The organism is Citrobacter sp. Cu096, from assembly GCF_030332285.1.
Lineage (GTDB): Bacteria > Pseudomonadota > Gammaproteobacteria > Enterobacterales > Enterobacteriaceae > Citrobacter > Citrobacter meridianamericanus.
On sequence record NZ_JAOWID010000024.1, the window covers coordinates 83,529 to 102,630 of the forward strand.

18 protein-coding genes are annotated in these 19,102 nt (G+C 53.6%); 11 read left to right on the forward strand and 7 right to left on the reverse strand.

The genetic code is table 11. The annotated features are described in order from the left end of the window. The first annotated feature begins 86 nt into the window (after nt 1–86). Entirely contained in the window at nt 87–983 is an 897-nt protein-coding gene (locus OGX99_RS10940) for a dihydrodipicolinate synthase family protein (RefSeq protein WP_151218427.1), read from the forward strand. Between the two features lie 42 nt (nt 984–1,025). On the opposite strand, the gene kdgT is transcribed toward OGX99_RS10940, so the two are convergent. Continuing rightward, nucleotides 1,026–2,009: a 2-keto-3-deoxygluconate transporter gene (gene kdgT, locus OGX99_RS10945; protein WP_151218426.1), complete on the reverse strand. Its 984-nt coding sequence runs from the start codon at nt 2,007–2,009 to the stop codon at nt 1,026–1,028. Between the two features lie 235 nt (nt 2,010–2,244). Beyond that, entirely contained in the window at nt 2,245–2,865 is a 621-nt protein-coding gene (sodA, locus tag OGX99_RS10950) for a superoxide dismutase [Mn] (RefSeq protein ID WP_003840480.1), read from the reverse strand. A gap of 254 nt (nt 2,866–3,119) precedes the next feature. On the opposite strand from sodA, the gene OGX99_RS10955 reads away from it, so the two are divergent. Further along, nucleotides 3,120–4,541: an L-fucose/L-arabinose isomerase family protein gene (locus OGX99_RS10955; protein ID WP_151218425.1), complete on the forward strand. Its 1,422-nt coding sequence runs from the start codon at nt 3,120–3,122 to the stop codon at nt 4,539–4,541. 201 nt (nt 4,542–4,742) lie between these two features. After that, nucleotides 4,743–5,777 carry an L-rhamnose/proton symporter RhaT gene (gene rhaT / locus OGX99_RS10960; protein WP_151218424.1) on the forward strand — a complete coding sequence of 345 codons (1,035 nt, stop codon included), beginning with the start codon at nt 4,743–4,745 and terminating at the stop codon, nt 5,775–5,777. On the opposite strand, the gene rhaR is transcribed toward rhaT, so the two are convergent. Beyond that, complete coding sequence (gene rhaR / locus OGX99_RS10965) at nt 5,774–6,622, reverse strand: HTH-type transcriptional activator RhaR (RefSeq protein ID WP_151218423.1); 849 nt, start codon at nt 6,620–6,622, stop codon at nt 5,774–5,776. The genes rhaT and rhaR overlap by 4 nt on opposite strands. 92 nt (nt 6,623–6,714) lie before the next feature. Further along, entirely contained in the window at nt 6,715–7,563 is an 849-nt protein-coding gene (gene rhaS / locus OGX99_RS10970) for an HTH-type transcriptional activator RhaS (protein WP_151218422.1), read from the reverse strand. Between the two features lie 300 nt (nt 7,564–7,863). Here rhaS and rhaB point away from each other — a divergent pair, with 300 nt between their 5' ends. From rhaB to rhaM, 5 genes are read left to right on the forward strand one after another with little or no spacing between them, the layout of a single operon-like run. Further along, complete coding sequence (gene rhaB / locus OGX99_RS10975; protein WP_151218421.1) at nt 7,864–9,333, forward strand: rhamnulokinase; 1,470 nt, start codon at nt 7,864–7,866, stop codon at nt 9,331–9,333. After that, nucleotides 9,330–10,589 carry an L-rhamnose isomerase gene (gene rhaA, locus OGX99_RS10980; protein WP_286543543.1) on the forward strand — a complete coding sequence of 420 codons (1,260 nt, stop codon included), beginning with the start codon at nt 9,330–9,332 and terminating at the stop codon, nt 10,587–10,589. Before rhaB ends, rhaA begins: the two co-directional genes overlap by 4 nt. A 59-nt stretch (nt 10,590–10,648) precedes the next feature. Beyond that, the gene (rhaD, locus tag OGX99_RS10985; protein WP_151218419.1) at nt 10,649–11,473 is read left to right on the forward strand and encodes a rhamnulose-1-phosphate aldolase; all 825 of its coding nucleotides are present in this window, start codon (nt 10,649–10,651) and stop codon (nt 11,471–11,473) included. An 11-nt stretch (nt 11,474–11,484) separates the two neighbouring features. Then, nucleotides 11,485–12,633 (forward strand): lactaldehyde reductase, encoded by a 1,149-nt coding sequence (gene fucO, locus OGX99_RS10990; protein WP_278238599.1) that lies wholly within the window; start codon nt 11,485–11,487, stop codon nt 12,631–12,633. Continuing rightward, a complete protein-coding gene (rhaM, locus tag OGX99_RS10995; RefSeq protein ID WP_151218418.1) occupies nt 12,630–12,944 on the forward strand; it encodes an L-rhamnose mutarotase in 315 nt (104 codons plus the stop codon). The genes fucO and rhaM overlap by 4 nt, the downstream gene beginning before the upstream one ends. Nucleotides 12,945–13,001: 57 nt before the next feature. Here rhaM and OGX99_RS11000 read toward each other — a convergent pair whose 3' ends face one another. Continuing rightward, nucleotides 13,002–13,550, reverse strand: a complete 549-nt coding sequence (locus OGX99_RS11000) for a helix-turn-helix domain-containing protein (RefSeq protein WP_151218417.1) — start codon at nt 13,548–13,550, stop codon at nt 13,002–13,004. 101 nt (nt 13,551–13,651) lie between these two features. Between OGX99_RS11000 and OGX99_RS11005 the strand changes: the two genes are divergently transcribed. Next, nucleotides 13,652–14,311, forward strand: a complete 660-nt coding sequence (locus OGX99_RS11005; protein ID WP_151218416.1) for an AzlC family ABC transporter permease — start codon at nt 13,652–13,654, stop codon at nt 14,309–14,311. Further along, nucleotides 14,311–14,634: an AzlD domain-containing protein gene (locus tag OGX99_RS11010; protein WP_151218477.1), complete on the forward strand. Its 324-nt coding sequence runs from the start codon at nt 14,311–14,313 to the stop codon at nt 14,632–14,634. The genes OGX99_RS11005 and OGX99_RS11010 overlap by 1 nt, the downstream gene beginning before the upstream one ends. A gap of 42 nt (nt 14,635–14,676) precedes the next feature. Here OGX99_RS11010 and OGX99_RS11015 read toward each other — a convergent pair whose 3' ends face one another. Next, nucleotides 14,677–14,889 (reverse strand): YdgH/BhsA/McbA family protein, encoded by a 213-nt coding sequence (locus OGX99_RS11015; protein ID WP_003825262.1) that lies wholly within the window; start codon nt 14,887–14,889, stop codon nt 14,677–14,679. Between the two features lie 128 nt (nt 14,890–15,017). Further along, nucleotides 15,018–15,818, reverse strand: a complete 801-nt coding sequence (fdhD, locus tag OGX99_RS11020) for a formate dehydrogenase accessory sulfurtransferase FdhD (RefSeq protein WP_502873428.1) — start codon at nt 15,816–15,818, stop codon at nt 15,018–15,020. Between the two features lie 230 nt (nt 15,819–16,048). On the opposite strand from fdhD, the gene fdnG reads away from it, so the two are divergent. After that, nucleotides 16,049–19,099, forward strand: a complete 3,051-nt coding sequence (gene fdnG, locus OGX99_RS11025) for a formate dehydrogenase-N subunit alpha (RefSeq protein WP_151224153.1) — start codon at nt 16,049–16,051, stop codon at nt 19,097–19,099. Nucleotides 19,100–19,102: the final 3 nt, after the last annotated feature.

Below are 19,102 nucleotides of genomic sequence, written 5' to 3' on the forward strand. Positions count from 1 at the left end.
AGAGCACGGTTCACATGAAAGTTAGGGACACATGCTATCAATACAAGCTGGTTTTGAAACATCATTTCAAATAAGGAGTTGACAACGTGATTGGTCAATCGCAATTTGCTGGCGTCTGGTGTCCTTCCATTACGCCAATGGACAATGACGGCAAGATCGATCTTAACGGTCTGAGCCAGCATCTTAAACGCCTTACCGAAGCCAACATCGACGTGATTTTGTTGATGGGCAGCATCGGGGAATTTGCCTCCTTTACGCTCGAGGAAAGATTGCTGCTAATCCGCGAGGCTCGCGCTATGAGCTCGCTGAAGATGGTCGCCAACGTCTCATCCACCTGCCAGAATGATGTGCTGTTGATGGCACAGGAAGCGTATCGCGCCGGTTACGATGCCGTGATGATCCTGCCGCCTTACTATTACGGGCAAACGGCGAAACAGCTACTGAGCTACTTCCGTCAATTGGGGCAGAAACTCAGTGGGAAATGGTTTGCCTATAACTTTCCGGCACGTACCGGTTGCGATTTAACGCCCGAGCTGGTTGCCACCCTTGCTTCTGAGTTCCCCAACTTCGCAGGCATCAAAGATACCGTCGACTGCCAGTCCCATACCCGTAGCATGATCCAGACCACCCGCGCCGTACGCGAAGATTTTGCGGTGCTGTCCGGCTATGACGAATACTATATTCCTAACCTGTTGGCAGGCGGCGCGGGTATTATTTCAGGATTAAACAACGTCATGCCGGAGTTGTTTGTCTGCGCACGAGAAGCGTTTAAGCAGGGTGACCTGGCTGCACTTCGCGATATTCAGGACCAGATTGGCACCTACATGTCTATCTACGCCATCGGTGAGGATTTCGTCACCACCATCAAAACCGTAGTATCGCGTAAGTTTGGCTATTGCACCGGGGTTTCGCGTAATGCAGGCGGAGAGCTGAATGAAAGTGAGTGTCGAACAATTGATGAGGTGTTTGTAATCAAGGGTTAAAACAGTTATGCCGGATGGTACAAACCATCCGGCATAATCACGTTACTTCACCGCGCTGCGCATATCGATTGCCACCGCTCTGGCTTTGGCTCTTTTTGACCAGATAGAAGTGATAATCGGCACGAGGATGGAGGTTACAATCACTGACGTCGCCACCAGAGAGGTTGCCGCCGGCGCCATGGGTTTAAACGCCGGGACCATTTCCGCAATCAGTACCGGCGTGGCGACCGCTGCCCCCGCAGAGCTGGAAGCCGCAATCCCCGCCGTTCCATCGCCGCCGCCGATCAGTTTATCAGCGATAATCAATGGAATGCCGGTGATGATAATCACCGCCACGCCCAGCAGAATCCCCAGTACGCCGGTCTGTGCAATCACGCTCAAATCAATAGTGTTACCTAATGCGAAGGCGAAGAAAGGGATCAACGTCTGCACCGCTTTGCTGAAGAACTCCCGCAGCTCAGGGTCCAGATTCCCCAGTGCAAAGCCGATCAAAAACGGTAATACGGCACCCACAAACACGTGCGGTTCAAACGAAGCGATCCCGGCAGTTCCCAGAATCACCATCGTCATCAACGGGCCAGACTCCAGCGACATCAGGACAAACGCCCCGGCCTCTTCTTTGGTGCCGTACTGCTGCATAATCGAGGCATACAGCCCACCGTTGGTCATATCCATGGCCGCCACCAGCGCCAGCGTGGAAAGTCCGGCGAAGAATCCAACCTCCACGCCATGTTCCGGCAGAATGCGTGAGGCAATCGCCGCAACCACCCACGCCACCAGAATCTTGGTTATCACTAACGTGCCGGACTTACGCAGCACGGTGCCAGTGGCGCTTAACTTAATCGACGCACCCATGCAAAAGAACCACACCGCCAAAATCGGCACCGTACCGGTGATCATGCCGTTGGTAAAGGAGCCGAAGTATTTCCCGGCTCCGGGGGAGAAGGTGTGACATAACGCACCCAGAAACAGCGGCACCAGCATCATACCGCCTGGGATTTTCTCTATCGTACGTTTGATCTGCATTTCCATCACCTGTAGACATAAAAATGGCGCAATCTTTATGGGCGGCTGCATAGTGCTTTTGAGATGCGCCGTCTTGATGAAAAGAAGATAGACATTCGCAGAGACTATAAAAGTGATCCCACTCGCATAATAAAACATTGTTTCATTTTAAATGGATCATTGTTTTTATATTGATTTTAATCACAAAAAAACCCCCACAAGCATTGCTTGCAGGGGCTTAATTAACGCGTCGGACTTATTTTTTCGCGGCGAAACGTGCAGCAGCTTCGTCCCAGTTCACCACGTTCCAGAACTCTTTGATGTAGTCCGGGCGACGGTTCTGGAATTTCAGGTAGTAAGCGTGTTCCCAAACGTCCAGGCCCACAATCGGGAAGCCGGAAGCGCCAGAGATTGCTTCACCCATCAGCGGGGAATCCTGGTTAGCAGTGGAAACAACAGCCAGTTTGTCACCTTTCAGCACCAGCCACGCCCAGCCGGAGCCAAAACGGGTTGCCGCAGCTTTTTCAAATTCAGCTTTGAAGTTGTCCACGGAGCCGAAATCACGTTCGATAGCCGCTTTCAGGTCACCCTGCAGCGTAGTACCGGTTTTCAGGCCTTTCCAGAACAGGCTGTGGTTAGCGTGACCACCCGCGTTGTTACGCAGTACGGTTTTCTTGTCTGCTGGCAGTTGATCCAGTTTGGTGATCAGTTCTTCAGCGGACAGGCTGGCGAATTCTGGCAGGCTTTCCAGCGCGGCGTTCGCGTTGTTAACATAAGCCTGGTGGTGTTTGGTATGGTGGATTTCCATCGTCTGCTTATCGAAGTGCGGTTCAAGGGCATCATAAGCGTACGGCAGGGATGGCAGTGTATAACTCATAATCATCTCCAGTATTGTCGGGCGGCCAGTGTTAACGCCGCGTAAGCAGTTGGGTCATTATAGTTAATTAAATGATATTGAAAATGATTATCAATGCCGTACTTTTTACATGGCTATTATGAGGTAAAAGTGTGAGCATTACCGGGAGAATCAGGCAGATTTTGCCAATTGGCTAGAAAACAGGCAGCGACATGAAGGACATGGGAGATAAAGCACGACATAGTCTGAGAATTATCTCACAAGGAAATATTGCTATGTCTGTCAACATCGCCCTTTTTGGTATCGGCCTCGACACATACTGGCCCCAGTTTACAGGCCTGGAGTCACGTCTTCAGGGCTATCTGCAAGCAATTGATGAGCGTCTGACGGCGCAACAAGCCACCGTGATTAATGGCGGCCTGATTGATAACGTCGATAAAGCCGATGCCCTTACCAGACGGTTGCAGCATCAGTCGGTCGATGCGGTCTGCCTTTACATCAGCACCTACGCGCTCAGCTCAACGGTGCTACCCCTGGTGCAAAGTATCAATAAACCGGTCATTATTCTGGCCCTACAGCCAGAACCAGGATTGCCCTATTCAAAAATCCGTCAGATTCCCGATCGGGGCGGTCGTACTGGAGAATGGCTGGCGCACTGTCAGGCCTGCAGCGCTCCCGAACTGGCGAACGTCTTTAACCGCGCGAATATCCGTTTTCAACTTATTGTGGGTGCATTACAGGGCGATGAGTACGTCTGGCAACAAACGGCGCAGTGGCTACAGGCCCTTAACGCTCGTCAAATGCTGGCAAATTGTCAGGTTGGCGTACTCGGACACTATTATGACGGTATGGTGGACGTTTACAGCAATATGACGAACTTATCCGCGAAAATGGGCGTACGCTTTAAGCCACTGGAGATGTGTGAGCTGGCGGAATATCGCGAGCAGGTCAGCGAGGCAGACCTCAACGCCAAACAACAGGAAATGCACCGTGTCCTTCAGTTGGATGCGACATGCGAACCTGCAGAGCTTGATCGCGCACTCACCACTGCCTGCGCCATGGATAAACTGATCGCTCAGAATAAACTCGGTGCATTAGCCTATTACTACGAAGGTCGTAACGGCAATGCTTACGAGAACATCATCACCTCAATAATTCTCGGCAACACGCTACTCACTCATCGTGGTATTCCTGTAGCGGGAGAATATGAAATCAAAAATGTGCTGGCGATGAAAATTCAGCAACTTCTGAGTGCTGGCGGTTCATTCTCAGAACCTTACGGTATTGAATTTAAAGATGATGTTGTTTTGTGGGGACATGATGGTCCGGCACACCCGTTGATGGCGGATGGTCCGGTGAGTCTGGTTCCGCTGCCAGTTTATCATGGTAAACCCGGTAAAGGCGTGTCTATCCAGATGACCGTGAAACCTGGCCCGGTAACCTTTCTTTCGGTAATTGAAGATGTCGAAAACGGGGTACGTTTACAGTATGCCGAAGGTGAAGCAGTGGCAGGTGAAGTTCTGGATATTGGCAACACCAACAGCCGCTATCGCTTCCCGTTATCGGCTCGCGAGTTCACCACGCAATGGTGCATGGGCGGTCCAGCTCATCATTGCAGCATTGGCCTGGGACACCATGGCGAGGCACTGGAAAAACTCGCCTGGCTAATGGGTATTCAGGCAGTAAGAATCTGCTAACCCTCAATATTTCCGCCCTTCTCAAAAAAGAGGGGCGGAACTGCATTTGTGATCAATATCCCTTTCATCCCGTGAATTTTGCCAGCATTACTCATCACGCGGCAGCATGCTGAAGGTTAGTTTATTGCTCACTCTTTAAACTTTTGAACATCAAAACGGTGATTTTCATCCTGTCAAATCGATAATTCAAAAGGAAACAGAATGGGTAATGCAATTACGATGGGGATAATATGGCATCTTATTGGTGCCGCTAGTGCCGCTTGTTTCTACGCCCCCTTTAAAAAGGTACAACACTGGTCCTGGGAAACCATGTGGTCCATAGGCGGTTTTGTATCATGGCTGATCCTTCCCTGGCTCGTCAGCGCGATCCTGCTGCCGGACTTCTGGGCCTATTACAGTTCATTCAGCGCATCCACACTGCTGCCGGTGTTTTTGTTCGGTGCCATGTGGGGGATTGGTAATATCAACTATGGCCTGACTATGCGCTATCTCGGTATGTCGATGGGGATAGGGATCGCCATCGGCATTACGCTCATTGTTGGCACCTTAATGACGCCAATCATAGCCGGTAAATTTGGCGTACTCATCGGCACGCCTGGAGGACGTATGACATTGCTCGGCGTGCTGGTCGCCCTGATCGGCGTGGCAATTGTAACCCGTGCCGGACAGTTAAAAGAGCGCAAGATGGGCATCAAAGCCGAAGAGTTCAATCTGAAAAAAGGTCTAATACTGGCGGTGATGTGCGGCTTTTTCTCCGCCGGGATGTCCTTTGCCATGGATGCGGCTAAACCAATGCACGAAGCCGCTGCTGCGCTCGGTATCGATCCGCTGTATGTCGCCCTGCCAAGCTATGTGGTCATCATGGGCGGTGGTGCAGTGATCAATCTGGGATACTGCTTCATTCGCCTGGCAAAAATGAAAAACCTGTCAGTAAAGGCCGACTTCTCGTTAGCAAAACCGCTGATTATCAGCAATATCCTGTTCTCGGCGCTTGCTGGTCTGATGTGGTACCTCCAGTTCTTCTTTTACGCCTGGGGCCACGCCAAAATTCCGGCACAGTATGACTATATGAGCTGGATGCTGCACATGAGCTTCTACGTCCTGTGCGGTGGTATCGTGGGCCTGATCATGAAAGAGTGGAGCAATGCCGGGAGACGCCCAGTCAGCGTACTAAGCCTTGGCTGCGTGGTGATTATTATCGCGGCAAATATTGTTGGACTGGGAATGGCCAGCTAATCATGTTGGGTGCTGAGATGACGCCACTGACTCGGCGTCATCCCGGTTTCCCGCGTGAATACCACCGAAAAGTAGTTACTGTCCTCAAAACCGCAGCGCATGGAAATCTCGCTAATCATCAACCGGCTATGTTTGAGCAGATACTGAGCATGGCAGACCCGTACCTGGCGCAGATACTGATTGATGGTCATCCCAGTCTGGCTACGAAACTGCTGGCGTAAAACCCGCTCGCTGCACTGCTCGCGCTCGCAAAATTTACCCAGTTCAAAGGCATGTTCATGGCTGCCGGCTAACGCGGTTATCAGTTTATCCAGCAGCGTTTCACTCGAGGTCGCCGGGAGCGTATCCGTGGCATAACGATGGCGTTTAAGGTGCGTGACCAGTTGTCCGAACAGCAACTCCGCCATGGTAAAAGCCTGCGCATCACGCTGATTACTTTCATGCTCAAGCTGGCTGATCACATGCCGGGCCTGTGTCATACCAACGCTGCCTAGCCGCCAGTGCGGCTGCCTCGGCGTACCGTTAAATCCGGGGATCGCAGCTTGCCAGTCAACATTTAGTGTCAGCCGCTCCGGGCAGTAGATGATATTTTGCAACACAAGGTCGTTAACGGAAGTGTATGAGTGTTTATCCTCGGCACGAATGTAAAAAAGATCGCCACGGGTTATCCGATACGGGCGATCGTTAAGGACATGCAGACCATTGCCGCGCCAAACCAGCACCAGCTCGCAAAACTCGTGAGTATGCTCAGCGAAGGCATCCTGCGGATAACGATCGGCCACGGCGACAGCCTGCTGCTCATGCGCAAAAAAGTCTGATTTCAAAAGGATTAGCTGATTCGCCATCACATAACCTCAACCTGAACGCACCCGCCATCTGGCATGAAAGGCTATGATTATCAGCAAACTGACGGTAAAAAACGTTGATAGCTTTCGCGTTACTGGAGGCTGTCGCCCGCGATAAGATCACGCCCTTGACGAATATCGCGCGGCGACCACTCGAACTCACGGCGAAACAGCGTCGAAAAGTGGTTACTGTCGCCGAAACCGCAGAGATAAGCGATATCTGTCACGCTGTCATCACTGTGACGTAGCAGATGCCTGGCTTTAATCAGCCGCAAACGGTTAAGGTAGCGTTGCGGCGTCAACCCTGTTTGTTGTTTAAGCTGACGGTGTAAAGTGCGTAAAGAGAGCGAAAACTTCTCCGCCAGCGCTTCCCAACACACCTCGTCGGCAAAGTTATCTTCCAGCCATGCCATCAGAAGGTTAAGCCGTGCATCGTTATCAGTCGCCGTTTCCATCAGACTGGTTTTACGCAGCAGTACCAGCAACTGCATAAACAGAATCTCGCGATTTGCCGCCGTCGGCGTATCCATTCCCTCGCCAAGCGCTTCCATCTGCCCCACCAGATGACGAACCTGCTGCAATACATTCTGATTTACGCGCCAATGGGAGGGATACTGCCCATTTTGTTCCTGAGGCAAAAGCTGATTCAGCCCAGCCAGAAATTGAAACGCCTCCGGGGAACGATACAGAACATTGGTCAGACACAGATTGTCAGTATGTTCGTATAAATGCCTGTCATGATCGCGAACGAAACACACCGTTCCGCCGCTAATGGTGTAAGGCTGTCCGTTAAACACATGGATCCCCGTACCATGTTCGACCACCACAATTTCATGAAAATCATGATGATGCTCGGGAAACGCGGGTTGGGGAAGCCGTGGTTCAATAGCCACTGTCGCTTTACCTGTCGGAAAAAAATCCACGCAATGCAGTACGGTCATGACGGCTCCCCCTGATTAACGAATATGGCTGAATAGTAATTAAGGGTTACTACCCTCACCTTAAATTTTTGACGCCAAAGTGCGTAAACAGAGTTAATTCTTCAAGAAATGGCGGGAAAGATCGGGAAATGCGGAAGGCGTCACATCCACCCAAATACACACTATTAGCGGAAACTGTGAACAGCATCACGTTCACCTTTGCCACGCTGCCAGCCGATTATTGTGGCTGTCACTAACAAGAAGGTACGCCTTTTCAGGGGTTCTTAGACTGAGTGCAATAAAACTCAGAAGGATCTCGCTATGACTTTTCGCCATTGTGTCGCTGTCGATCTGGGCGCATCCAGTGGACGCGTAATGCTGGCGCGTTACGACAGTGACCACCGCACTCTGACGCTGCGTGAAATCCATCGCTTCGTTAACTGCCTGCAAAAAACAGAGGGTTTTGACACCTGGGATATCGACAGCCTGGAAAACGACATTCGTCTGGGGCTGAAGAAAGTCTGCGATGAAGGCATTCTCATTGACAGTATCGGCATCGATACATGGGGCGTGGATTACGTTCTGATTGATAAAAACGGTCAGCGCATCGGCCTGCCAGTTTCCTATCGCGACAGTCGCACGACCGGCATTATGTCACAGGCGATGGCGCAGCCCGGAAAAGGCGAAATCTACCGTCGCAGCGGCATTCAGTTTCTGCCCTTTAACACCTTGTATCAACTGCGTGCGCTGGTCGAACAGCAGCCGGAACTGCTCCCGCAGATAGCACATGCTCTGCTAATCCCCGACTACTTCAGCTTCCGCCTGACCGGCAAAATGAACTGGGAATACACCAACGCCACCACCACCCAGTTAGTCAATATCAACACCGACGACTGGGATGACACGCTGCTGGCATGGACCGGGGCAGACAAAGCCTGGTTTGGGCGTCCAACACACCCGGGGAACATAATTGGCCACTGGATTTGCCCGCAGAAAAACCAAATTCCGGTCGTAGCCGTCGCCAGTCACGACACTGCCAGCGCGGTCATCGCATCGCCGCTGGCCGATGAAAATAGTGCGTATCTCTCATCCGGTACCTGGTCGCTGATGGGCTTCGAGAGCAGAACACCGTATACCAACGATGCGGCGTTGGCGGCGAACATTACCAACGAAGGGGGCGCGGAAGGGCGCTACCGCGTACTGAAAAATATCATGGGACTGTGGTTGCTCCAGCGCGTTTTAAAAGAGCGTCAGATTACAGACCTGCCAGCACTTATCGCCCAAACGCAAGCGCTGCCGGCCTGTCAGTTCCTGATAAACCCAAACGACGATCGCTTTATCAATCCCGACGATATGAGCGCGGAAATTCAGGCGGCCTGTCGTGAATCAGGTCAGCCCGTTCCCCAACAAAATGCCGAACTGGCACGCTGTATCTTCGACAGCCTGGCATTGCTGTACGCCGACATCCTGCAAGAACTTGCAACGCTGCGTGGCGCAGCATTTAGCCAACTGCACATCGTGGGTGGCGGCTGTCAGAACGCCTTGCTGAACCAGCTGTGCGCGGATGCCTGCGGTATACGCGTGATGTCCGGGCCAATTGAGGCCTCCACGCTCGGCAATATTGGCATCCAGTTGATGACGCTGGACGAGCTTAACAACGTCGATGATTTCCGTCAGGTGGTGAGCGCCAACTACGACCTGACCACCTTCATTCCCAATCCTGAAAGTGAAATTGCCCGCTACCAGGCGCAGTTTCAATCACTACGACAGACAAAGGAGCTTTGCGCATGACCACTCAACTTGAACAAGCCTGGGAACTGGCAAAACTGCGTTTCGCCGCGGTAGGCATTGATATCGAGGCGGCCTTGCGCCAACTCGATCGTCTGCCGGTCTCCATGCACTGCTGGCAGGGCGATGATGTCGCCGGTTTCGAAAATCCGGAAGGTTCGCTCACTGGAGGTATTCAGGCTACCGGTAACTATCCGGGCAAAGCACGCAACGCCACCGAACTGCGGGCCGATCTGGAGCAGGCGCTGAGCCTGATCCCGGGTCCAAAACGTCTGAATTTGCATGCGATCTATCTGGAGTCTGAAACGCCAGTCGCCCGCGACAAAATCAAACCTGAACACTTTAAAAACTGGGTTGAGTGGGCGAAAACGAACCAGTTAGGGCTTGATTTCAACCCGTCCTGCTTCTCGCACCCGCTGAGTGCAGACGGCTTCACGCTGGCTCACGCCGATGAAACCATTCGCCAGTTCTGGATTGACCACTGCAAAGCCAGCCGCCGCGTCTCGGCGTATTTTGGCGAGCAGTTGGGTACGCCGTCGGTGATGAACATCTGGATCCCGGACGGCATGAAAGACATCACCGTTGACCGTTTAGCACCACGCCAACGCCTGCTGGAAGCCCTGGACGAAGTGATCAGCGAGAAACTCGACCCGGCGCACCACATCGACGCCGTCGAGAGCAAACTGTTTGGTATTGGCGCAGAAAGCTATACCGTCGGTTCCAACGAGTTCTACATGGGTTACGCCACCAGCCGCCAGACCGCGCTGTGCCTGGATGCAGGTCACTTCCACCCGACAGAAGTGATCTCCGACAAAATCTCCGCCGCCATGCTGTACGTGCCGCGCCTGCTGCTGCACGTCAGCCGTCCGGTGCGTTGGGACAGCGATCACGTGGTGCTGCTGGATGATGAAACGCAGGCGATTGCCAGCGAGATCGTGCGCCACAACCTGTTTGACCGCGTACACATCGGCCTCGACTTCTTCGACGCCTCCATTAACCGCATCGCCGCGTGGGTGATCGGCACCCGCAATATGAAAAAAGCGCTGCTGCGCGCGCTGTTAGAACCGACCGAGCAATTGCGTCAGCTCGAAGCCAGCGGCGACTACACCGCACGTCTGGCCCTGCTGGAAGAGCAAAAGTCGCTGCCGTGGCAGGCCGTCTGGGAGATGTATTGCCAGCGTCACGACACACCAGCGGGCAGCCAGTGGCTGGACAGCGTTCGCGCTTATGAAAAAGAGATTTTGAGTAAACGTAGCTAACCCTTTTTGCCGGATGGCGGCTTCGCTTTATCCGGCATTGAATAAGACAGGTATAAAATATGCAAAACATTACCACTTCCTGGTTCGTCCAGGGGATGATTAAAGCCACTTCCGATGCCTGGCTGAAAGGCTGGGACGAACGCAACGGCGGCAACCTGACACTGCGCCTGGATGAGGCAGATATTGCGCCATTTAGCGCCGATTTCCACGAAAAACCGCGTTATATCGCACTGAGTCAGCCGATGCCGCTGCTGGCGAACACACCATTTATCGTCACCGGTTCGGGGAAATTTTTCCGCAACGTCCAGCTCGATCCGGCCGCCAATTTGGGCGTGGTGAAAATCGACAGCGATGGCGCGGGTTACCACATTCTGTGGGGTCTGACCCACGAAGCCGTGCCGACCTCCGAACTGCCCGCGCACTTCCTTTCCCATTGCGAACGTATTAAAGCTACCAATGGTGAAGACCGCGTGATCATGCACTGCCATGCCACCAACCTGATCGCCCTGACCTACGTACTGGAAAACAACACCGCGCTAATGACCCGCAAACTGTGGGAAGGCAGCACCGAGTGTCTGGTGGTGTTCCCGGACGGCGTCGGCATTCTGCCGTGGATGGTGCCGGGTACAGATGAAATCGGTCAGGCCACCGCTGAAGAAATGCAGAAACATTCGCTGGTGCTGTGGCCATTCCACGGCGTGTTCGGCAGTGGACCCACCCTCGACGAAGCGTTCGGTTTGATCGATACCGCAGAGAAGTCCGCTGAAGTTTTAGTCAAAATCTATTCGATGGGCGGTATGAAGCAGACCATAACGCGTGAAGAGCTAATCGCACTTGGCAAACGCTTCGGCGTGACGCCGCTGGCAAGCGCACTGGCATTGTAAGGAGAATAGTGATGAGCTTTATGTTGGCACTGCCAAAAATTAGCCTGCATGGCGCAGGCGCAATTGCCGATATGGTGAACCTCGTGGCGAATAAGCAATGGGGTAAAGCGCTGGTCGTCACTGATGGTCAACTGGTAAAGCTGGGCCTGTTGGATAGCCTGTTTGCCGCGCTGGATGAACATCAGATGTCTTATCACTTGTTTGATGAGGTGTTTCCAAACCCGACGGAAGCGCTGGTGCAGAAAGGCTTTGCGGCATACCAAGGCGCAGAGTGTGATTACATCATCGCTTTCGGTGGCGGTAGCCCGATCGATACCGCCAAAGCGGTGAAGATCCTGACCGCCAACCCCGGTCCGTCTACCGCCTATTCCGGCGTGGGCAAGGTAAAAAATGCTGGCGTACCGCTGGTCGCCATCAATACCACCGCCGGAACAGCAGCAGAGATGACCAGTAATGCGGTTATTATCGACTCAGCTCGCAAGGTTAAAGAGGTGATCATCGACCCGAATATCATCCCGGATATCGCCGTGGATGACGCCAGCGTCATGCTGGACATCCCGGCTTCCGTCACCGCCGCAACTGGCATGGACGCCCTGACCCATGCGGTAGAAGCCTATGTTTCCGTTGGCGCGCATCCGCTCACCGACGCCAACGCGCTGGAAGCGATTCGCCTGATCAACCTGTGGCTACCGAAAGCGGTCGACGAGGGTCATAACCTTGAAGCCCGTGAACAAATGGCGTTTGGTCAGTATCTGGCGGGGATGGCATTCAATAGCGCTGGCCTGGGTCTGGTGCATGCGCTGGCACATCAGCCGGGCGCGACCCATAATCTGCCGCACGGCGTCTGCAACGCCATCCTGCTGCCGGTAATCGAAAACTTTAACCGCCCGAACGCCGTGGCGCGCTTTGCCCGCGTGGCGCAGGCGATGGGCGTTGATACGCGCGGTATCAGCGATGAAGCGGCAAGCATGGAGGCTATTAATGCGATTCGTGCCCTGAGCAAACGTGTCGGTATTCCTGCTGGCTTTAGTTCGCTTGGCGTGACGAAAGAAGATATTGAAGGCTGGCTGGATAAAGCGTTGGCCGATCCGTGTGCGCCGTGCAACCCGCGCACTGCCAGCCGCGACGAGGTTCGCGAGCTGTATCTGGAGGCGTTATGATCCGCAAGGCCTTTGTGATGCAGGTGAATACCGACGCACATGTTGAATATCAACGTCGGCACAATCCCATCTGGCCAGAACTGGAAGCGGTGCTGAAAGCACACGGCGCCCATCACTACGCGATTTATCTCGACGAAGAGCGCAATCTGCTGTTCGCCACCGTTGAGATTGAGTCCGAAGAGCGCTGGAATGCCGTCGCCAGCACCGACGTGTGCCAGCGTTGGTGGCAGCATATGCGCGACGTAATGCCGGCCAACCCGGACAACAGCCCGATCAGCGCAGAGTTAAAAGAAGTATTTTATTTACAGTAGTCTTGTAGGCCGGATAAGGCGCTAACGCGCCGCATCCGGCACAACTCAACATAACAGTTAGTTCTGCTCAGAAACCAGAATCGCTTGGGTGTCGGGCTCCAGCGCTTTAAATATATGCGCCTGGTCCGCGGGGTAACAAATATAGTCACCCTCGCCTAGCTCCTCCGGCGATTCCGTTAATCCCACCATCGCCTTACCCTGCGTCACGATGATATGTTCAACCGATCCCGGTGGATGTGGTTCTGAAATTCGATCCGCGCCCGGTTGCGTCAGCAGCAGATAGATATCCCGCCGCGCGCCCGGTGGGCAGGCCGCCAGTAAAATGGCCTGATAATGAGCCTGCTCAGCCACGACTTTTGTCCCTTCACCACGGCGAATCACCTGCGTTTTTTGCTCCTGCGGTTCCAGCAGGCGCGCAAAGGGAATATCCAATGCTACACACAGCGACCACAACGTTTCCAGGCTAGGATTTCCATTGCCCGCTTCCAATTGCGAGAGTGTCGATTTTGCAATTCCTGCACGACGGGCAATCTCCGCCAGCGATAAACCGGTGCGCTGACGTTCACGCACAAGACTTTTCGCGATCATACTGATGGGTTGGGTCATTCACGACTCCGCGTTCTTTATATCGAACAAATCGTTCGACTTGTAAATCAAACTTGTTGCGTTCATTATAATGGAAACTCGTTCGATACGGCTAAAACGGTATGAAACATTATTTTTCCAGTCTCAAAGGCGACACGATAAAAGCGATATTTTTAGTCTGTCTGGCCGTCGGGGTTGTGGGCATGTCTTACGGCTCGCTGGCGATGGCTTATGGCTTCCCGCTGTGGGTACCGTTTGTGCTCTCTGTTACGGTGCTGGCGGGCGCGTCCGAGTTTATGTTTATCGGTATCGTCGCCAGCGGCGGTAATCCACTGGCGGCTGCGGCTGCCGGTTTACTGGTTAACGCCCGGCACGTGCCGTTCGGCGTTACGGTGCGCGATCTGGTAGGGAAACGTGCCGCCAGCTACCTCGGCTGCCATATCATGAACGACGAAAGCGTGGTGTTTGGCCTGTCGCAAAAAACGCCAGAGCAGCGTAAAGCCGCCTACTGGCTGTGCGGTCTGGGCGTCGCGGTTTTCTGGCCTGTTGGCACGCTGGTCGGCGCGGTCGTCGGCAGGCTTCTGCCCGCTCCAGAAACTATCGGTCTGGATGCCGTCTTCCCTGCCATTCTGCTGGCGCTAGTCGTCCCGGCATTTAAAAACCGTACGACGCTTATCCGCGCCTGCAGCGGTGCCACGCTGTCTCTCGCCGCTGTCCCTTTTGCACCGGTGGGTTTGCCGGTACTGCTTTCGCTGTTTGGCTTACTGACGAGGAAAAAATGATGGGCAATATGACGCTGTTTATCGTCGGTATCGCCGTGTTATCTCTGGGAACCTATTTAATGCGTTTAGGGGGAACTAAGCTGGGGAGCCGTTTAGCACTCTCAGAACGCTCGCAGGCGCTGCTTTCCGACGCTGCCACCGTATTACTGTTTTCCGTTGCGCTGGCGACCACCTTTTACGAAGGCGAACACTTTGCTGGCATGGCGCGCGTGCTGGGCGTGGCTTTTGCGGTGTTTCTCGCCTGGCGTAAGCTGCCGCTGATTGTAGTGATCGTTGCCGCCGCAGTGGTGACCGCGTTGTTAAGAATGGCAGGTATACACTAAAAAAGCGCCTCCAGGGCGCTCTTTCGACAATACAAAGGTCTCTTATTTCAGCAATTCTGCGGTCATATGCACGCGGTTACCGGTGTATGCCTGAGTGATTTTGTAATCGCTGGCACCTGCGCGTTCAGCCTGAGCGGCAATTTTTGCTTCAGCGCTTTCCAGCGTAGAACCGGTCGCGGTAACTGTCTGAGCAGCGAAAGAACCGAAAGAAGTAGCCAGAGCGATAACTGCGACAAAAGTTTTGATACTTTTCATGATATAAACCCTTTAACTTAGTTGTTTGAGTAAGGCACCGTGCCTTGATGTGATAAATAATAGCCCTCACATCACACAACTAAAAGCGGAAGGATTTGCCAGTCTTATTCAAATTAATTGAACACCTGTTATTCTGTTACCAGACGCTCGGGATGGGTATAAATCGTTGCCCTGCCCGGTTTACAAAAGCCCACCAGCGTCAGGTTACAGCGTTCGGCAACCTCTACCGCCAGCGTTGTCGCGGCAGACACAGCAAACAGAATCTCCACGCCGCACATCGCCGACTTCTGCACCATCTCGTAGCTGGCGCGGCTGGAGACTAATACCGCGCCCGGTCGCCAGGCTTCCCCTTCGATAGCACGTCGTCCCAGCAGTTTATCCAGCGCAACATGGCGCCCAACATCTTCATGTCCGCCCGCCAGATAACCTGACGGCTGTACCCAGGCAGCCGCGTGCGTGCAACCTGTCAGTTGCCCAACAGGCTGGAAATCAGGGAGATGCCTTAAAGCGTTATCGAGATGTGCCAGATCGAATGTCTGGGTAAACGGCAGAGGCTGGACCGGCTTGCCAATGTCATTGAGTTGTTCAACGCCGCAAACGCCACAACCGGTACGACCGGCCAGCGCACGACGTCGCTCCTTCAACCCCATAAAACGACGGCTGGACAGCTCAACCTGCACTTCTAATCCGTTACAAGAAGGAACCACTTCCATCCCGTAGATATCCTGTGGGCGCTCAATAATGCCTTCAGAAAGTGAAAAGCCCATCGCAAAGTGCTCAAGATCTTTCGGTGATGCCATCATCACCACGTGCGAAATCCCGTTATAAACCAGCGCAACCGGTACTTCTTCAGCGACGACATCCAGCTGAGAATGTAGCAAACCCTCGCGTTTCCAGAGGGTCAGTTGGCGCGATCCTGTCAAACTCATCACATTTTTGATGTTTTCTTGAATAATCTTATTCACTTTCTTTTAACCATATTGGAACACGCATACCAACATTGTGGTATTCTTTACAAACCCCTCCTGGAGGGAGGGAAATTCACCCAATTCTGGACCTTTGCGGTCCCGTCCGCAAAGAAAAATAACAACCACTTCCCTCACGCTCGAGTAACGGAAAAGTGAAGGGAACGTGACAATGTCGAAACAAGGAGCAAACCATGCAGGTCAGCAGAAGGCAGTTCTTTAAGATCTGCGCTGGCGGTATGGCAGGCACCACGGCAGCGGCACTGGGCTTTGCACCCGGCGTAGCGCTCGCGGAAACACGGCAATATAAACTGCTGCGTACCCGCGAAACCCGTAACACCTGCACTTACTGTTCCGTTGGCTGTGGACTGTTAATGTACAGTCTCGGTGACGGAGCAAAAAACGCCAAAGCATCCATCTTCCATATCGAAGGGGACCCGGATCACCCGGTGAACCGTGGCGCGCTGTGCCCGAAAGGGGCAGGACTTGTGGACTTCATCCACTCCGAAAGTCGCCTGAAATTCCCGGAATACCGCGCACCAGGCTCTGATAAGTGGCAACAGATTAGCTGGGATGAGGCATTTGATCGCATCGCTAAGCTGATGAAAGAAGACCGCGACGCAAACTACGTTGCACAAAACGCCGAAGGCGTAACCGTTAACCGCTGGCTTTCCACCGGGATGCTGTGTGCTTCCGCTTCCAGTAACGAAACCGGCTATTTAACGCAAAAATTCTCCCGCGCGCTCGGTATGCTCGCGGTCGACAACCAGGCACGCGTCTGACACGGACCAACGGTAGCAAGTCTTGCTCCAACATTTGGTCGCGGTGCGATGACCAACCACTGGGTCGACATTAAAAACGCCAACCTCGTTGTGGTGATGGGCGGTAACGCCGCTGAAGCTCACCCGGTCGGGTTCCGCTGGGCGATGGAAGCCAAAATTCACAATGGCGCGAAGCTGATTGTTGTCGATCCGCGCTTTACGCGAACCGCAGCGGTGGCTGATTTCTATGCTCCGATTCGTTCTGGTACTGACATTGCATTCCTGTCAGGCGTCTTGCTGTACCTGCTGAATAACGAAAAATTCAACCGCGAATACACGGAAGCCTATACCAACGCCAGCCTGATCGTACGTGAGGATTACGGTTTCGAAGATGGCCTGTTCACTGGCTACGACGCGGACAAACGCAAGTATGACAAAACCAGCTGGAACTACGAACTGGATGAAAAAGGCTTCGCCAAACGCGATGTCACGCTGCAACACCCGCGCTGCGTGTGGAACCTGCTGAAACAGCACGTTTCCCGTTACACGCCGGATGTCGTAGAAAACATCTGCGGTACGCCGAAGGCTGATTTCCTGAAAGTGTGCGAATACATCGCAGAAACCAGTGCAAAAGACAAAACCGCGTCGTTCCTGTACGCACTGGGCTGGACGCAGCACTCCGTTGGTGCACAGAACATCCGTACCATGGCGATGATTCAGTTGCTGCTTGGCAACATGGGGATGGCTGGTGGTGGCGTTAACGCTCTGCGCGGTCACTCCAACATTCAGGGTCTGACCGACTTAGGCCTGCTGTCACAAAGCCTGCCGGGCTATATGACCCTGCCAAGCGAGAAACAAACTGACCTGCAAACCTACCTCGCCGCCAACACGCCAAAACCGTTGCTGGAAGGTCAGGTGAACTACTGGGGCAACTACCCGAAATTCTTCGTTTCCATGATGAAGGCCTTCTTTGGCGATAAAGCGACAGCGGAAAACAGCTGGGGCTTCGACTGGCTACCGAAGTGGGATAAAGGGTACGACGTCCTGCAGTACTTCGAGATGATGAACCAGGGCAAAGTGAATGGCTATATCTGCCAGGGCTTTAACCCGGTAGCATCGTTCCCGAATAAAAACAAAGTTGTGGCTTCACTGTCCAAACTGAAGTTCCTGGTCACCATCGACCCGCTCAACACCGAGACGTCGACCTTCTGGCAGAACCACGGTGAGTCGAACGATGTGGATCCGTCGAAAATCCAGACCGAAGTATTCCGTCTGCCGTCCACCTGTTTCGCCGAAGAGAACGGTTCTATCGTCAACTCCGGTCGCTGGTTGCAGTGGCACTGGAAAGGCGCGGACGCCCCGGGGATTGCCGTTACCGATGGTGAAATCCTCGCCGGTATCTTCCTGCGCCTGCGTAAGATGTATGCCGAGCAGGGTGGTGCGAACCCGGAACAGGTGCTGAGCATGACCTGGAACTACTCCACACCGCACGAACCGGCTTCGGAAGAAGTGGCGATGGAGAGCAATGGTAAAGCACTGGCCGATATTACCGACCCGGCAACGGGTGCAGTCATCGTTAAGAAAGGCCAACAGCTTAGCTCGTTCGCCCAACTGCGTGACGACGGTACCACTTCCAGCGGCTGCTGGATTTTTGCCGGGAGCTGGACGCCGGAAGGCAACCAAATGGCGCGTCGCGATAACGCCGACCCGTCAGGTCTTGGCAATACGCTGGGCTGGGCATGGGCGTGGCCGCTCAACCGCCGCATTCTGTATAACCGCGCGTCTGCTGACCCGCAGGGGAATCCGTGGGATCCAAAACGTCAGATCCTGAAATGGGATGGGGCGAAATGGAGCGGGATGGATATTCCAGACTACAGCGCCGCCGCACCGGGCAGTAACGTTGGGCCGTTCATCATGCAGCCGGAAGGGATGGGACGTCTGTTTGCTATCGATAAGATGGCGGAAGGTCCGTTCCCGGAACACTACGAGCCGTTTGAAACGCCGCTGGGGACTAACCCGCTGCATCCGAACGTTATCTCTAACCCTGCCGCGCGTATCTTCAAAGATGACGCTAAAGCGCTGGGTAAAGCGGATAAATTCCCGTACGTCGGTACGACCTATCGTCTGACTGAGCACTTCCACTACTGGACCAAGCATGCGCTGCTCAATGCCATCGCACAGCCAGAACAGTTTGTGGAAATTGGCGAGAAGCTGGCGAATAAGCTCGGCATCTCTCATGGCGATACCGTCAAAGTCTCCTCTAACCGCGGCTACATTAAAGCCAAAGCAGTGGTGACTAAACGTATTCGCACGCTGAAGGCTAACGGTCAGGATATCGACACCATCGGTATTCCGATTCACTGGGGTTACGAAGGTGTGGCGAAAAAAGGCTTTATCGCTAACACGTTAACGCCATTCGTCGGTGATGCAAACACGCAGACGCCGGAATTTAAGTCCTTCCTCGTGAACGTGGAAAAGGTGTAACGG

What these genes read in the sequence shown, in the direction of transcription:
- fdhD (WP_502873428.1), bottom strand. Translation starts at nt 15,818, where the DNA reads ATGAGTTTGACAGGATCGCGCCAACTGACCCTCTGGAAACGCGAGGGT.
- rhaT (WP_151218424.1), top strand. Translation starts at nt 4,743, where the DNA reads ATGGGTAATGCAATTACGATGGGGATAATATGGCATCTTATTGGTGCC.
- OGX99_RS11015 (WP_003825262.1), bottom strand. Translation starts at nt 14,889, where the DNA reads ATGAAAAGTATCAAAACTTTTGTCGCAGTTATCGCTCTGGCTACTTCT.
- OGX99_RS10955 (WP_151218425.1), top strand. Translation starts at nt 3,120, where the DNA reads ATGTCTGTCAACATCGCCCTTTTTGGTATCGGCCTCGACACATACTGG.
- rhaR (WP_151218423.1), bottom strand. Translation starts at nt 6,622, where the DNA reads ATGGCGAATCAGCTAATCCTTTTGAAATCAGACTTTTTTGCGCATGAG.
- rhaA (WP_286543543.1), top strand. Translation starts at nt 9,330, where the DNA reads ATGACCACTCAACTTGAACAAGCCTGGGAACTGGCAAAACTGCGTTTC.
- rhaS (WP_151218422.1), bottom strand. Translation starts at nt 7,563, where the DNA reads ATGACCGTACTGCATTGCGTGGATTTTTTTCCGACAGGTAAAGCGACA.
- kdgT (WP_151218426.1), bottom strand. Translation starts at nt 2,009, where the DNA reads ATGCAGATCAAACGTACGATAGAGAAAATCCCAGGCGGTATGATGCTG.
- OGX99_RS11000 (WP_151218417.1), bottom strand. Translation starts at nt 13,550, where the DNA reads ATGACCCAACCCATCAGTATGATCGCGAAAAGTCTTGTGCGTGAACGT.
- rhaD (WP_151218419.1), top strand. Translation starts at nt 10,649, where the DNA reads ATGCAAAACATTACCACTTCCTGGTTCGTCCAGGGGATGATTAAAGCC.
- sodA (WP_003840480.1), bottom strand. Translation starts at nt 2,865, where the DNA reads ATGAGTTATACACTGCCATCCCTGCCGTACGCTTATGATGCCCTTGAA.
- rhaB (WP_151218421.1), top strand. Translation starts at nt 7,864, where the DNA reads ATGACTTTTCGCCATTGTGTCGCTGTCGATCTGGGCGCATCCAGTGGA.
- fucO (WP_278238599.1), top strand. Translation starts at nt 11,485, where the DNA reads ATGAGCTTTATGTTGGCACTGCCAAAAATTAGCCTGCATGGCGCAGGC.
- OGX99_RS11005 (WP_151218416.1), top strand. Translation starts at nt 13,652, where the DNA reads ATGAAACATTATTTTTCCAGTCTCAAAGGCGACACGATAAAAGCGATA.
- OGX99_RS11010 (WP_151218477.1), top strand. Translation starts at nt 14,311, where the DNA reads ATGGGCAATATGACGCTGTTTATCGTCGGTATCGCCGTGTTATCTCTG.
- rhaM (WP_151218418.1), top strand. Translation starts at nt 12,630, where the DNA reads ATGATCCGCAAGGCCTTTGTGATGCAGGTGAATACCGACGCACATGTT.